This is a genomic window from Rhizobium sp. GW821-FHT14E12, from assembly GCF_058803745.1.
The window spans coordinates 302,010-316,734 of record NZ_JBXAPH010000003.1 but is presented as its reverse complement, the minus strand read 5'-3'; the positions used below and the strand labels follow the sequence as shown (position 1 = coordinate 316,734).

Below are 14,725 nucleotides of genomic sequence, written 5' to 3'. Positions count from 1 at the left end.
GGAAAGACGATGGCCGCCGCCCACCCTCCTTTCCCCGATATCAACTCCCTCTGGCAGGAGACAGCCGTAGACCGTCCGGTCTTCGGCACGCTGTCAGGCGATCAGCGCTATGACGTGGCCATCATCGGCGGCGGTTATACGGGCCTAAGCACGGCCCGTTACCTCGCCCGTCGTGGCCTGTCATCGGTGGTGCTGGAAGCAAACCGCATCGGCTGGGGCGCAAGCGGGCGCAATGGCGGCGTCGTCTCCGGAAAATTCCGGCTCGCCTTTTCCGAGATCGCCGGCCGGTTCGGCATCGAGACCGCCCGCCGCATGCATGATCTCGGCATCGAGGCCATAGAGCATGTCGGCGAGCTGGTCGAGGATTACAGCATCGCCTCCGCCGGGTACAGGCCGACGGGCTCGCTGCGTTGCGCCCACAATGCGGTCTCGCTTGAGGCACTCAAGACGGAAGTGGACTGGCTGCAGCAAGCGCTCGGCGACAGCGCCTGCTCCATCCTTTCACCGGCGGAGATGGAAGCGGAAACCGGCTCGAGGGATTTCACCGGCGGCATGCTCAATACCCATGGCGGCGTCATTCATCCGCTCAATTTCGTGTTCGGCATCGCCACTGGGCTGAAGGCCGCCGGCATCGACATCTTCGAGAATGCGCCGGTCACCGGCCTCAGACGCGAGGGATCCGGCGTGCTTCTGGAAACGCCGCGCGGCACCATCACCGCCGGACAGGCGGTGATCGCCACCAATTCCTATTCCGACCTGACACGAGCCACAGCAGCGGTTCGCAAGGCAATCATCCCCTTCCGCTCGGCCATGATCGCCACGGAACCGCTGTCCGGCAAAGCCGGCGGCGCTCTCTTGGCCAACGGCCGCAGCTACACCGAGACCCGGCGGATGATGCGCTGGTTTCGCAAGGCGGGCGACCGGCTGCTCTATGGCGGCCGCGGCGCCTTCGGCAAGACAGATTCAGAAAGCGCCTTCGCGGCGCTGCACAAAGCGATGGTGCGACAGTTCCCGGAACTCTCGGACGCCGCCGTTACCCATCGGTGGTCCGGTCTCGTCGCCATGACCATGGACAGCATTCCGCATGTGGGACGGCTGGACGAACGCCTCGTCTATGCGGTCGGCTACAACGGCACCGGCGTGGCGCTTGCCTCGAGCATGGGCAAACACGTCGCCGCGATCGTCGCCGGCGAGAGCCCGGACCTCGGGCTTCTGACTTCCGAACGGTTGAAACCCGTTCCCTTCTATCCCATCCGGGAACCCGCCGTCCGGCTCGTCGCCGGCTGGTACCAGTTCCTGGATGCAATCGGGCGATAAGACCCTGCATTTCACGCATCAAAAAAGCGGGGTTTGAAACCCTGCCAAAAGAGGAGAACGGACATGATACTGAAATTTTCCACTCTCGTGCTTTCCGCTTCAGCCATCGCCCTCTCAGCCGGCCTTGCTTCGGCTGAACAGATCACCTTCGTATCCCAGGGTGGCGCCTATCAGGACGCGCAGACCAAGGCGATCCTCGATCCGGTCGCCAAATTGCTCTGGATCACCGTCAATCAGGATAGCGCGCCGGACGCCTGGCCGGTCATCAAGACCCAGACGTCGACGGGCAAGCCGATCTGGGATGTCGTCGATACGCCGACACAGGATTGCGTCCGTGGCGGCCAGCAGGGCATGATCGAAACCCTCGACTTCTCCAAGATCCCCAATGCCGAGAAAATGCCCGCGGAATACAAGAGCCCCTATTCCGTGGCCTATGAATTCTATTCGAGCGTGCTCGCCTACAACAAGGACAAGTTCGGAACAAACCCGCCAAAGAGCTGGGCGGATTTCTGGGACGTCAAGAAGTTTCCGGGCACGCGCGCGCTGCGCAATCATCCGCTTGCCACGCTGGAAGCAGCCCTTCTCGCCGACGGCGTTCCCGCCGACAAGCTCTACCCGCTGGACGTTGATCGCGCCTTCAAGAAGCTCGAGGAAATCAAGCCCTACGTCACCGTCTGGTGGACATCGGGCGCTCAGTCGGCGCAGCTGCTTGCCGACGGCGAGGTCGATATGGAAATGGCCTGGAACGGTCGCGTGACCGCCGTCGCCAAGGAAGGTGCCCCGATCAGCTACACGTTCAACCAGGGCTTCCTGCAATACACATCGCTTTGCATTCTCAAGGGTGCGCCCAATCTCGACACCGCCGTGAAATTCGTCAACGCGGCGATGACGCCGGATATCCAGGCGAACTTCCCGGCCTATATCGATTACGGTCCGGGCAATCCGGAGGCCTACAAGACCGGCAAGATTTCCCCGGAGCGCGCCGCTGAAATGCCAAGCTCGCCGGAGAACGCCGCCAAGCAGGTTCTGGTGTCGGACAAGTGGTGGAGTTCGCCGGCTGGCGAGGAAGCGCAGAAGCGCTGGGCATCCTTCATTCAGAAGTAATCACCGGCCCATGGAGGGTCACCTATGACCGTGTCGACAAGCAATCCTTCGGAGCGTCATGACCGGCGCGAGCAGAGGCTGATGCTGATGCTTCTGGCCCCGGCCCTGCTCGTGGTCGTGTCGCTGCTGATCGTGCCGCTGCTCTGGCTTGCCTGGCAGTCGATCTGGCAGGACGGCGGTTTCACACTCATCAACTACGAACGGTTCGTCACCGATTCCGTCTACTGGATGACCTTCCTCCAGACCTTCCGCATCGCGTTCGTGGTGACGCTCGCGACGCTTCTCCTCGGCTATCCCGTCGCCTATGTGGCGGCGGGCCTGCCGCAGCGGTGGAGCGTGCTTATTCTTGCAATGGTCCTGCTGCCCTTCTGGACCAGCGTGCTCGTGCGTGCCTATGCCTGGCTCATCCTGTTGCAGAGAACCGGCATCGTCAATTCAGCGCTGAAGAATGCCGGGCTGATCGACAGTCCTCTGCCGCTCATCAACAACGAGTTCGGCACGGTGGTCGCAACCATTCACATCCTGCTGCCCTTCATGGTGCTGCCGCTCTATGCGACCATGAAGAAGATCCCGCCCGAGCTGACGATGGCGGGCGCAAGCCTCGGCGGATCGCCGATGCATGTGTTTGCGCGGGTTTTCCTGCCCCTGTCCCTGCCGGGCATGATTGCCGGCATGGTTCTGGTCTTCGTGCTGACGCTCGGCTTCTACATCACGCCGGAACTTCTCGGCGGCGGCCGCACCTACATGGTCTCCATGCTCGTCTCCCGCAACATCGAGGTCTACAATGAATGGGGTGCGGCATCGTCGATCAGCGTGGTGCTGATGGCCTGCGTCTTCCTCGTCTTCCGCCTGGCGAGCATGATCATCCCGTTTGAACGTATCATGGGAACGAGGTGACGCATGCGTATGTCCAAAATCCTGCTTTATGCCGTCGTTGCCCTTATCCTCGCCTGGCTGATCATCCCGATCCTCATCATCGTGCCCATGTCCTTTTCGGGCGCCCGGTTCCTGTCGTTCCCGCCACCGTCATGGTCCCTGCGCTGGTACCAGGCTTATCTGAGCAGTGCCGCATGGATGCAGGCGACCCGCGTCAGCCTGATAGTCTCGGTTTCGAGCGCCATTCTGGCAACGATCTTCGGCACGGCCGCCGCCTATGCGCTCGACATGACTTCGTCCCGGCTGGTGCGCAGCCTGCAGATGCTGCTGCTCCTGCCGCTGATCGTGCCGATCGTCATCACCGCCGTCGGCGTCTTCCTCGTCTATGCGCAGATCGGCCTGATCGCCACCATGACGGGGTTGATCCTTGCCAATGTCATGCTCGGCCTGCCCTATGTCATCACGTCGGTTCTGGTCGGCCTCCGGAAATTCGACCATACGCAGGAGATGGTATCGCGCAGCCTCGGCATGAACCGGCTGCGCACCTTCTTTGTCGTGACCCTGCCGCAGATCCGGCCGAGCGTGATTTCCGGCATGCTGTTCGCCTTCATCTCCGCCATGGACGAGACCGTCGTTTCGCTGTTCATTTCCGGCGGCCAGTACCAGACGCTGACAAAGCGCATGTTCACCGCGCTTCGCGACGAGATCGATCCGACGATCGCGTCGATCAGCTCGCTGCTAACGGCGATTTCCTTCATCCTGGTGATGCTGGTGGCGATCAATGCGCGCAACACGGATCGCCGCCAGGGGAAGACGGCATGATTGCCGATCACCTGATCCTCGGCGGCGGCTCGGCCGGATGCGTTCTGGCGGCGCGGCTGTCGGAGGATCCGAAGCGGACGGTGGTTCTTGTCGAAGCGGGACGCAACATTGCCGCCGGCGATATCCCCGATGACGTGCGCAGCCGTTATCCCGGCCGCGCCTATCTCGACACCCGCAACATATGGTCCTCGCTCACGGCGTTGATGGGCTCTTCCAGATCAAACAGCGCCCCCCGTTCATCCCGCCGCTACGAGCAGGCAAAGCTTCTCGGCGGCGGCTCCGCCATCAATGCACTGATGGCCAATCGCGGCGCCCCGTCCGACTACGCCGAATGGGAGGAATTGGGGGCGGCCGGCTGGGGATGGGACAGCTGCCTGCCCTATTTCCGCAAAATAGAGGCAGACCGGGATTTCGGCGGCCCCCTACATGGAGCGAACGGACCACTGTCGATCCGGCGGGTCACGGACGAGAAGATATCGCCCTTCGTCGATCGCGTGATGAAAACGCTGGAGACACAGGGGCACCCGATCCGTCCCGACCAGAATGGCCCCTGGGAGGACGGCACGTTCCGGGGCGCGGTCGCCGTTAGCGATGCCGGCGAACGCTTGCCGACCTCGATTGCCTATCTCACGCCCGACGTTCGCCGGCGCCCGAACCTCACGATCATCACCGACAGCACCGCGACGCATATTCTCTTCGAGGGCACGCGGGCGATTGGCGCCACACTCACCGGCAACCAACCCCAGACCATCAAGGCGAACGAAGTCATCGTGGCTTCCGGTGCGATCCATTCTCCGGCGCTTCTGCTGCGTTCCGGAATCGGCCCCGGCGCGGATCTCGCAGCCCTCGGCATTCCCGTCATCGCATCGCGCGCGGGCATCGGCCGCAACCTGATGGAACATCCGTCCATCGCGGTCGCCGCCTATCTGCCGCCGCGGATGCGGGTGCGGGACCGCACGGAGCACCACGAGCAATCGATCTGGCGTTTTTCCTCAGATCTTCCCGATACGCCGCAGGGCGACATGCATGCCGCCATCCTGTCACGCTCCGGCTGGCATTCGGTCGGCCTGCGGATGGGCAGCCTGTTCTTCTGGGTCAACAAGTCCTATTCGCGCGGCGTCTTGAAGCTTGGGTCCGCCGATCCGCTGGCCGAACCGGTGGTCGATTTCCGGATGCTGACGGATGAGCGCGACCTTGAACGACTGAAACTGGCATTGCGCATGGGCGCGCATGCACTGCTCGATCCGCATATGAACGGCTACCGGGGCACGGTGTTTCCCTCCAGCTATTCCCCGCGCGTCGCTAAAGTCGCCGTTCCCGGCGCATGGAACGCGATCCAGCGCGGCGCATTGTCGGCGATGCTCGATCTCGCAGGGCCTTTGCGCGCCGCCCTCATCCATTCTGCCGTTACCCTCGGCACCACCATGGAAGGCCTGCTCACCGACGATGCGATGCTGACCGAATTCGTCCGCCGGCATGTCGGCGGCACCTGGCATCCCTCCGGCACCTGCCGCATGGGATCGCCGGACGATCCGATGGCCGTGACCTCCCCGACAGGCAGGGTTTACGGCGTCGAAGGACTGCGCGTCTGCGACGCCTCGCTGATGCCGTCGATCCCCTGCGCCAACACCAACATACCCACCATCATGATCGCCGAACGGATTGCGGATTTTATCCGGGGCGGCCAGTAAGCGCGATGTCAATGCTATTTAAGCCCGCTTTGGTGAGCGGCCCGGTCCAGATCCTCACGAAAATCGGGGTGGGCCAGCCCGATCAGCGCCCTGGCTCGCTCGGCCACAGACTTGCCCTTGAGGTTCGCCCATCCATACTCGGTCACAACGATATGGGTGTCGTTGCGCGATGTCGTCACCGGTCCCGTCAGCGCCGGAACGATACGCGAGAGTGTGCCTTTCGCTGCCGTGGAATGACAGGCGATGATTGACCGCCCGCCACGCGAGGCATAGGCGCCGCGCACGAAATCGACCTGCCCACCTGATGCGCTGAATTGCCTTCCATTCATGAATTCAGAATTGCACGCTCCGTTCAGGTCGACCTGCAGCGTCGCATTGACCGACACCACCCGGTCATTCTGGGCAATGACGAAGGGATTGTTCACATAATCGACCGGATAGGCTTCGACGTCCGGATTATTGTCCAGAAAGTCGTAAAGCGCCTGATCTCCCAGCGCAAAGGTGAAGATGGACCGTCCGACATGCGTTTGCTTGCGACTATTGTCGACCACGCCCGCCTTGACCAGCCTGGCAAGACCCGGCGTCATCATCTCCGTATGGATGCCGAGGTGGCGATGACGAGAAAGCCCCGAGCACACCGCATCGGGCAAGGCACCGATGCCCATTTGCAGGCAATCTCCATCTTCCACCAGGCCCGCGATGATCGCCCCGATGGCATCATCCACCTCGTTGCGCGGGGCGGCTGGCAAGATCGGCAGGCTGGCGTCGTTTTCGACCAGCGCGGCCACGCTTGATACAGGGATCATGCAATCGCCGCGCACATAGGGCATGTTGCGATTGACCTCGAGGATCAGCCGGATTCCGGGCTTTCGCGATACCGTGAGCGCATAGTCGGTGCTGGCGCCGAGGCTGAAATTGCCGTCCGCGTCCATCGGCGAAACGGTCGCAATCAAGGTGTCCACACCGACATGCTCGACCATCGAGCGCGGCACCTGGCTGAAATGACAGGGCACCACGTCGACGGCGGGCAACGCTTCCGCCGATCGCCTCTTGTCGAGCGCACGCTCCACGCCGCCATGAAAGTAACTCATCGGGACGATCACGTCGCGCAGCTCGAAATCGAATACGCTGGTGCCGGCGACGCCTGTGCAAAGGAGATAATGAAGCCGCACATTCTTAACGGCTCCCGCACGGGCTCGTTCGGCAAACGCCGCGAGGATGGCAGGCGGCTGACCGGCGGCCAGCGGCATCGCGACCTTCGCCCCGGAGGGGATCATGGCGACCGCCCACTCCGCGGATGTCAGCCGTTCCCGATACAGCGTCTGATGGATCGTGGTCATTGGGCCTCCTCCCAGTGCACTTTTCAGAACAAATCAGCATCCATTTCCATGATCACATCATCACCGTCCTATGTTTTGCAAGGCGGGACGCGCAGTGACGTGGCCGTCGGGTGAGACTTTGCAAACAATGCGGCCTGATCGACTGACTTCGATCCTAGCATCTGTTCGCCCACTTCCGATAGCGAGAGTGAATCGGCGATCACCGCCGAGGTCGCAAAGACCCTCCCGCCCACTGCCGCCCTCGTCAACAGCGCGGGAATCCATTCCTCGAAGTCGAAACTGATATCGGCCACAAACAGAACCATGTGGTTCAGAAGCTCCGCATCATTGCTCCATGAACGGATCAATCATTTCCATTTTCTTCTATTTATCCCGCTCAAGGCGGTGACCATGTATTGCGGACGTAACCAAGAAGGACACGTCCAAACATGAGCCAGCTCTTCACACCCATCCGGATCGGCCGGTACGAACTTCCCAATCGCTTCGTCATGGCGCCGATGACGCGCTCCCGTGCCAATGATGACGACGGCGTGCCCACCGATATCGTCGTGACCTATTACAGCCAGCGGGCAGATGCCGGGCTGATCATCAGCGAAGGCGTATATCCAGCCGCAACAGGCAAGGGCTATGTCCGCACGCCCGGCATCGAGACCGACGCCCAGGTCGCCGCCTGGAAGCGCGTAACGGATGCAGTCCATGCTCGCGGCGCCCGCATCTTCATGCAGATCATGCATTGCGGCCGCATCTCTCACCCCTCGCTGCTTCCGGGAGGCGCACAGCCCGTCGCACCCTCGGCCATCAAGCCGGCCGGTCAGACATGGACGGCCACCGGCCAGCAGGACTTCGTCACGCCGCACGCGCTGAGCGTCGCCGAAATCGCCGATGTCGTCGCCGGGTATCGCGCCGCCACCCGCCGGGCACTCGAAGCCGGTTTCGATGGCGTGGAACTGCATGCCGCTTCGGGATATCTGCCGGAACAGTTTCTCTCCTCAGGCAGCAACAAACGCGAGGATCAATATGGCGGCTCGATCGAGAACCGCGCCCGTTTCATCCTCGACGTGTTGAAGGCGATGGTCGGAGAGGCCGGTAGCGATCGGGTCGGCATCAAGATCTCGCCCGAGATGAACTATAACGACGTTTCCGACGCCACCCCGCAGGAGACCTATACCTATCTCGTCCGGCAGCTGAACACGTTCAATCTCGCCTATCTGCATGTTTCGCTGTTCGGAACGACGGTCGACTACCATTCGGCTCTGAAGCCGCTTTTCAATGGCGCCTACCTGATGGGCAGCGGGCTCGACCAGGCCAAGGCCGAGGCGGCACTGGACAAGGGACAAGCCGATGCAACCGTGTTCGGCAGCACATTTCTTGCCAATCCGGACCTGCCCACCCGTTTCCTCAAGGGCGCGGCACTCAACGCGCCGGACAGGGACACGTTTTTCTCAGCCGGCGAGAAGGGCTACATTGATTATCCCGCGCTAGACACAGCCGGCGCCGCCTGACGGGAAACGGGCGAGATCAACGGACGATGACGTGCTGTAAAGCGCGTCATCGCACTGCGACCGCCGGCCAGCGGATATTGCCAACCGGGAGCGCAGGCTCCCGTCATTTTGAATGTCCGTATATCTGTCGCGACTCATTTTCCTCAACGGCATCCCATTGAAGAAATTCAGCGATCTTGACGGCTAGTTCCTCATACCATTGCTGGGGTTCGTTGTCGGAACAAACCATTTCGACCCGGTTGAACTGAGGACTGAATATGCCGTCGCTGGCCCAGCTATCCGGCGAGTTTGCTTTCAGAATCCCGATATCGACCCATGGCCGCCCATCCGCAGCGCCAAAGCTCATGGCATTTATCTGCCTGAGTTCGGGCTGTTCTCTCAAAAACGCAATCAATCGCTCTGTGCCGGAGAGCGTATTCCATCCGGATGGCGGGAGAATTGAGATGTACCAATACATCGGAAGATTCTCATCATTCCGCCAAGGAACGTCAAGTATCCGAGACGTGATACGCATGCTCAGCACCAGATCGGCCTCAGACATATCCTGCGTCCTACGGGCCGCCGCAACAGACATGGATCCCCTTCCTTCAGGCTGTTTTGTCTTTCCGAAGAGATCGTCATGCATTTTAATAAATCGCCGTCGAATTCGGTCTCATTAATGGTTTTGTCAGGCTAACGTGATCTTTTATTGGCACAGCGCCATCGGCGGCGAGCAGGACGCTCCCTCTCTGTAATGTTTCTCCCCCGACCCCGAAGCAGGCAGTCACCAACGCGTGCGATCGCCCCCAACCGCACAGCATTGCCTGATCTTCATCACGTGCGAGCCAAGCCATGTCATTCTTGCAGAATGCCAAGATCAGAACCAAAGTCCTCTCCGTCATCATCCCGATCTGTCTGATCGGGATCGCGGGTGTCCTCATTGTCTCCAGTCAATACAAGGACACGGTCAAATCCTACTCGGATTTCATCTCGAATGACGAAACAGCCGCAGTGGAAATGTCGCGTGCGAGCCAACGGGTCGTGGCACTCAGCTACACTGCCTATCAGATCCTGGTCTACAGCTCAAAAGACCCGGCGATGGCGAAGTTTACCAAGGAGTACGGCGACAACCGGAAGATCCTCCTCGAGCGCCTCGCAAACGCCAAGCGGCTGATGCCCACTGAGGCGACGGCGATAGACGCGATTACGGCCCGGGCCAACGATATCATTACCTTGACCGATCAGGCCGTGAAGTCTGGATTGGCTGATGACAACGACGTTGCCACGCAGCTGTTGAAGCAAGCAGACCCGCTTATCGATGCAGAGGTAGTCGCGGTTCGCAACTGGCTCGACACGTTCAACAAGAATATAGCTGCCAAAAGCAACAGACTTGGTGAGCAAACGGTCGAGACCATCACCTATACCCTGATTGCGCTCGGGATCATCTTTGCCACAGCAATCCTGACTGCCCTCCTGGTCTCTGCCCGTGGCATCACATCACCGATCGAGCGGCTGCGCGCCCGCATGGCGTCGCTGGCCAGGGGTGAGACGGAGGAAGCCATATCGGGTATCGAGCGCCAGGATGAGGTCGGTCATATGGCGGCCGCCGTATCGGTCTTCCGCGACAATGCGATCGAGCGTATCCGCCTGGAGAAGGAGGCCGATGCCGGCCGCAACCTCTCGGAAAAGGAAAGACTGGAACGCGAGGCGCAGAAGGCCAAGGATGCGGCCGACACCCAATTTGCCGTCGATGGATTGGCCGCGGGCCTCGCCGAACTTTCGAGCGGCAACGTGACCTATCGCATCGACAAACCCTTCGTTGCCCATCTCGATCAGCTCCGGGCCAACTTCAATTCCTCGATGGCAAAGCTCCAGGATACGCTGCGGGCCGTCGGCGACAATGCCCAAGCCATCGAGGCCGGCGCAAACGAGATCCGTTCAGCTTCCGACGACCTCTCCAAGCGCACCGAACAGCAGGCCGCCTCGATCGAGGAAACCGCCGCCGCATTGGAAGAGATCACGACCACCGTCAAGGACTCCACGCGGCGGGCAGAAGAAGCAGGTTCGCTTGTCGGTCGCGCCCGCATCGGCGCGCAGAAGTCGGGCGACGTCATGCGCGAGGCGGTTGCCGCGATGGAGGCGATTGCTAAGTCGTCGAGTGAAATCAGCAATATCATCGGCGTGATCGACGACATTGCGTTCCAGACGAATCTTCTGGCGCTCAATGCAGGTGTCGAGGCCGCGCGTGCCGGCGACGCCGGCAAGGGCTTTGCGGTCGTTGCCCAGGAGGTGCGCGAACTGGCGCAGCGCTCCGCCAAGGCCGCCAAGGAGATAAAGGCGCTGATATCGACATCCGGCCAACAGGTTCACAGCGGTGTCGACCTCGTGACGAAAACCGGAGGCTCGCTGCAGCAGATCGTCAAGGAAGTGGAGGAGATCGACCATAATGTGCGGGCGATCGTCGAAGCCGCCCGCGAACAGGCAACCGGCCTGCAGGAGATCAATACGGCGGTCAACACCATCGATCAGGGAACGCAGCAGAATGCCGCCATGGTCGAGCAATCCACGGCGGCCAGCCACAGCCTGGCCAAGGAAGTGGCGTCCCTGAACAATCTGCTCGGCCAGTTCACCCTGCAAGGCGATCGAAGCTATCAGCGCCCATCCGCGGCCACCCAACAGTCGGCCCCCGCAGCCTCGCCAGCCCGGTCGCTTCGCGCCAAGCTTGCCGGTGCCTTTGGAAGCTCAAGCAGTGCTGCGGCGACGGCCGGTGCATGGGAAGAATTCTGACGACTACGCGATGCTCAAGGCGCAAGCTTGCGTGAATTCGATATGACAATTGGGGCGGCCGATCATCACGATCGGCCGTTCTCATAGGGTTCTACCGCTGTGATCCGAGACGGCCGAGACCATGCGATCCAGTGCAAGGTTGGCCGCCGACGATAGCTGGCGGACAGGCATGGCGCAGACGGCAAGACTCAAGGGCCGGATAACTGTGTCGGTCAGCGGCGTAAAGGCAAGTTCGCCGGCCTGAACCTCGCTCATGACATCGATCGAACTCAGGATCCCGACGCCGACGCCGCTTTTTACCAGCGATTTGATCATCTGGATATTGTCGGAGAACGCGACGGCGGTGAAAGCCACACCCGTCGCCGCCACGAGAGCGTCCACCTGTTCGCAAAGGGCGAGCGGTTCAGCCGGCGCGACGATCGGATAGTCCGCGCAGCGATTGAAACGAATGCCTGCCTTGCCGGCAATCGGATGATCCGGAAGCGTGGCAAGGCCGATCATGACCTCAAAATGCGCGTAGACCTGCAAATCCTTCGTCGCGCGGGGATTGAGCATCACGCCGAAATCCGCCTCGCCGGAAGAGAGCGCGGTGCCGACGTCGATATTGTCCAGCACCTTGATGGTGAAGGAAATGCCGGGAAAATCCGCACGCATCTGCCGGATAATCTCGGGAACGAAGCCTTTGCTCAACGCATCGATGACGGCGATGGTGACGTGGCCGCGTCTCAGCCCGCGCAAGTCCTCCATCTGCGTCTGTAGCCGGCTGAATTCCTTCGACCAGCCTTTCCCCGCCCGCAGCAATAGTTCACCGGCAGCACTGAGCCGCAGGCCGCTCGGCAGCCTTTCGAACAGTGCGATGCCAAACACCTCTTCCGCATGCAGGATCTGCCGGTCGATCGCGGAGGCCGACACGTTCAGATGTTCCGACGCCTTTCGGATCGAACCGAGACGGGCGACTTCGGCGAAATAGCGAAGGAAGCGCGAAAAGACCAACTGGGACAAGGGTGTTCCATTTTTTGCAACGGCTTATGCGATTTAAAGATATTGATTTCAACACGTCCCGCAAGCAGCTTTCTTCTCAAGGGCCGCCGCCCAATTCCCATGCCGGCGCCAAGGAGCTGAAGAGACCATGACCGACCTCATCGATACATCAGACGATCTGCCGCGCAACTGTACCTTCGATGCGCGGGACTGGAACATTCTCGCGCGCCACTGGTATCCGATCGCGCTTGCCCGCGATATCGGGATGGCGCCCGTTGCGGCGAAACTGCTGGACGAAACGCTTGTCGTCTATCGCTCGGGAGAACAGGTCGTCGTCGCCAACGACATCTGTCCGCATCGCGGCGTGCCGCTCAGCATGGGCACGGGCGATGGCAATAGCGTCATCTGCGCCTATCACGGGCTGCGCTTCGGCGCCGGCGGCCGCTGTCATCATGTGCCGGCGCATCCGGATTTGCACATTCCGGAAAAGCTGCATCTGCGCACCTATCCGGCTGTAGAGCGTTACGGCCTGATCTGGACCTGTCTGCGCTCGTGGAGCAGCCAGCCGGGCGAAGGCGAAAACCGCAATTCGATCAGCCCGATGCCGCATTGGGACGACCCGGATTTTCAGCAGATCGTCTGTCCTTCCATCGATATTTTCGGCTTCGCCGGCCGGCAGATGGAGGGCTTCCTCGATGTCGCCCATTTCGGCTTCGTGCACACCGCCACCTTTGGCGACGCCAACAATACCTATGTCCCGCCCTATGTTCCCGAATTCCACGCCAACGGCTTCGACGTCCAGTATCGCAGCTCGGTCGGCAACTATCCGATCGGCGTCAGCGATCGCGGCAGGCCCGGCTTCGAATGGCTGCGGCACTTCAAGGTGCACCTGCCGTTCACCGCGACGCTGACAGTGCATTTCCCCGACAATGGCCGGCTGGTGATCATGAACGCCGCATCTCCTGTTTCCGCAAAGATGACACGGATGTTCGCGCCGATCGCCCGCAATTTCGACAAGGATCTGCCAGTGCAGGACGTCTATGATTTCAACAAGCGTGTCTTCGAAGAGGATAAGGCGATCGTCGAGGCCCAGAAGCCGGAAGAACTGCCGCTCGATCCGAAGCTGGAGGCGCATATCCCGGCAGATCGCAGCTCGATCGCCTATCGCCGTGGACTGCGTGATATGGGGTTGAGTCGCTTTTTCATTTCCTGATATCGCAGCGGCGTTCATCCCTCGGAAGAATTACATGCCAGCATGCCCGAGCGGAATTTTGTCCGTAGTATCCCGCTAGTACCCTCGAAAGCCTATCCTTCGCTATCCTCCCACCATCGTGTCAGGGAGGAAACGACGATGCCTAGCGCCAAGATTCTGATGATCACCGGGGATTTCACCGAGGATTATGAAACCATGGTCCCGTTCCAGACGCTGCTTGCCTGCGGCTATACGGTTCACGCCGTTTGCCCTGGAAAGAAGGCCGGCGATACGGTAGCGACAGCGATCCACGATTTCGAGGGCGATCAGACCTATTCCGAAAAGCGCGGGCACAATTTCGCGCTCAACGCCACCTTCGACGCTATCCGCGCCGAGGACTATGACGCGCTGGTCATTCCGGGCGGCCGGGCGCCCGAATATCTGCGGCTCGATCCGAACGTCATCAAGGCCGTCCGGCATTTCTTCGATGCCAACAAACCGGTCGCCGCGATCTGCCATGGCGCGCAATTGCTGGCCGCGGCACGCGTTCTCGAAGGGCGAACCTGCTCAGCCTATCCCGCCTGCCGGCCCGAAGTCGAGCTTGCCGGGGGCACCTATGCCGAAATCGCCATCAGCGACGCCGTGACGGACGGCAAGCTTGTCACCGCGCCCGCCTGGCCGGCGCATCCTGCCTGGCTGAAACAGTTCATGGCTGTGCTGGCCGCTTGAGTGTTGCTAGGATAGCGCCGCCCCAGAGGCACGGGGCGGCACCGGGAGGATGCTATGTGTGAACTGTTTATCAAGGCCGATACGCGGCTGTGGGAAAGCACGACGAAATCCCTGCGTATCGACGGCATGGTCACCAGCGTCAGGCTGGAAAACTTCTTCTGGTCCAAGCTCGAAGAGATCGCCCAGCGCGACGGCATGAATGTCGTCCAGCTCATCACCAAGCTGCATCATGAATCGATCGACGCCGGCCACGACCTCGGCAATTTCACCTCATTCCTGAGAGTATGCTGCGCCCGCTATCTCGATCTGCAGCTTTCCGGCAATATCCCGACCGACGTGTCTCAGCCGATCGCTGGCCTCAACGCCGGCGCCATTCTGACGCGCGAGCGTGGAAAATATCACTGA

General features: G+C 61.0%; 14 protein-coding genes. 10 read left to right on the top strand and 4 right to left on the bottom strand.

The window, feature by feature from the left end:
* Positions 1-9: 9 nt before the first annotated feature.
* The 5 genes from AC1RO0_RS14780 to AC1RO0_RS14760 all read left to right on the top strand — a co-directional run bounded on the left by AC1RO0_RS14780 (position 10) and on the right by AC1RO0_RS14760 (position 5,810).
* A complete protein-coding gene (locus AC1RO0_RS14780) occupies positions 10-1,317 on the top strand; it encodes an NAD(P)/FAD-dependent oxidoreductase (protein WP_498593641.1) in 1,308 nt (435 codons plus the stop codon).
* A gap of 63 nt (positions 1,318-1,380) precedes the next feature.
* The gene (locus AC1RO0_RS14775; protein ID WP_498593640.1) at positions 1,381-2,421 is read left to right on the top strand and encodes an ABC transporter substrate-binding protein; all 1,041 of its coding nucleotides are present in this window, start codon (positions 1,381-1,383) and stop codon (positions 2,419-2,421) included.
* 24 nt (positions 2,422-2,445) lie between these two features.
* On the top strand, positions 2,446-3,318 hold the full coding sequence (locus tag AC1RO0_RS14770; RefSeq protein WP_498593639.1) for an ABC transporter permease: 873 nt from the start codon (positions 2,446-2,448) through the stop codon (positions 3,316-3,318).
* Between the two features lie 3 nt (positions 3,319-3,321).
* Positions 3,322-4,119, top strand: a complete 798-nt coding sequence (locus tag AC1RO0_RS14765) for an ABC transporter permease (protein ID WP_498593638.1) — start codon at positions 3,322-3,324, stop codon at positions 4,117-4,119.
* Positions 4,116-5,810 (top strand): GMC family oxidoreductase, encoded by a 1,695-nt coding sequence (locus AC1RO0_RS14760; RefSeq protein WP_498593637.1) that lies wholly within the window; start codon positions 4,116-4,118, stop codon positions 5,808-5,810. Before AC1RO0_RS14765 ends, AC1RO0_RS14760 begins: the two co-directional genes overlap by 4 nt.
* A 14-nt stretch (positions 5,811-5,824) precedes the next feature.
* On the opposite strand, the gene AC1RO0_RS14755 is transcribed toward AC1RO0_RS14760, so the two are convergent.
* Together AC1RO0_RS14755 and AC1RO0_RS14750 are read right to left on the bottom strand one after the other, a co-directional pair.
* Positions 5,825-7,150, bottom strand: coding sequence for an acetyl-CoA hydrolase/transferase family protein (locus AC1RO0_RS14755; protein WP_498593636.1), 1,326 nt, complete (start codon positions 7,148-7,150; stop codon positions 5,825-5,827).
* A 68-nt stretch (positions 7,151-7,218) separates the two neighbouring features.
* A complete protein-coding gene (locus AC1RO0_RS14750) occupies positions 7,219-7,455 on the bottom strand; it encodes a hypothetical protein (protein ID WP_498593635.1) in 237 nt (78 codons plus the stop codon).
* A gap of 123 nt (positions 7,456-7,578) precedes the next feature.
* On the opposite strand from AC1RO0_RS14750, the gene AC1RO0_RS14745 reads away from it, so the two are divergent.
* On the top strand, positions 7,579-8,652 hold the full coding sequence (locus AC1RO0_RS14745; protein WP_498593634.1) for an alkene reductase: 1,074 nt from the start codon (positions 7,579-7,581) through the stop codon (positions 8,650-8,652).
* 103 nt (positions 8,653-8,755) lie between these two features.
* On the opposite strand, the gene AC1RO0_RS14740 is transcribed toward AC1RO0_RS14745, so the two are convergent.
* Positions 8,756-9,193, bottom strand: coding sequence for a hypothetical protein (locus AC1RO0_RS14740; protein WP_498593633.1), 438 nt, complete (start codon positions 9,191-9,193; stop codon positions 8,756-8,758).
* Between the two features lie 290 nt (positions 9,194-9,483).
* On the opposite strand from AC1RO0_RS14740, the gene AC1RO0_RS14735 reads away from it, so the two are divergent.
* Entirely contained in the window at positions 9,484-11,418 is a 1,935-nt protein-coding gene (locus AC1RO0_RS14735) for a methyl-accepting chemotaxis protein (protein WP_498593632.1), read from the top strand.
* 81 nt (positions 11,419-11,499) lie between these two features.
* Here AC1RO0_RS14735 and AC1RO0_RS14730 read toward each other — a convergent pair whose 3' ends face one another.
* A complete protein-coding gene (locus tag AC1RO0_RS14730; RefSeq protein ID WP_498593631.1) occupies positions 11,500-12,420 on the bottom strand; it encodes a LysR family transcriptional regulator in 921 nt (306 codons plus the stop codon).
* 127 nt (positions 12,421-12,547) lie between these two features.
* On the opposite strand from AC1RO0_RS14730, the gene AC1RO0_RS14725 reads away from it, so the two are divergent.
* From AC1RO0_RS14725 to AC1RO0_RS14715, 3 genes are all read left to right on the top strand, one after another.
* A complete protein-coding gene (locus AC1RO0_RS14725; protein ID WP_498593630.1) occupies positions 12,548-13,612 on the top strand; it encodes a Rieske 2Fe-2S domain-containing protein in 1,065 nt (354 codons plus the stop codon).
* 138 nt (positions 13,613-13,750) lie between these two features.
* Positions 13,751-14,320, top strand: a complete 570-nt coding sequence (locus AC1RO0_RS14720) for a DJ-1/PfpI family protein (protein ID WP_498593629.1) — start codon at positions 13,751-13,753, stop codon at positions 14,318-14,320.
* 54 nt (positions 14,321-14,374) lie between these two features.
* Positions 14,375-14,725 carry a ribbon-helix-helix domain-containing protein gene (locus AC1RO0_RS14715; protein WP_498593628.1) on the top strand — a complete coding sequence of 117 codons (351 nt, stop codon included), beginning with the start codon at positions 14,375-14,377 and terminating at the stop codon, positions 14,723-14,725.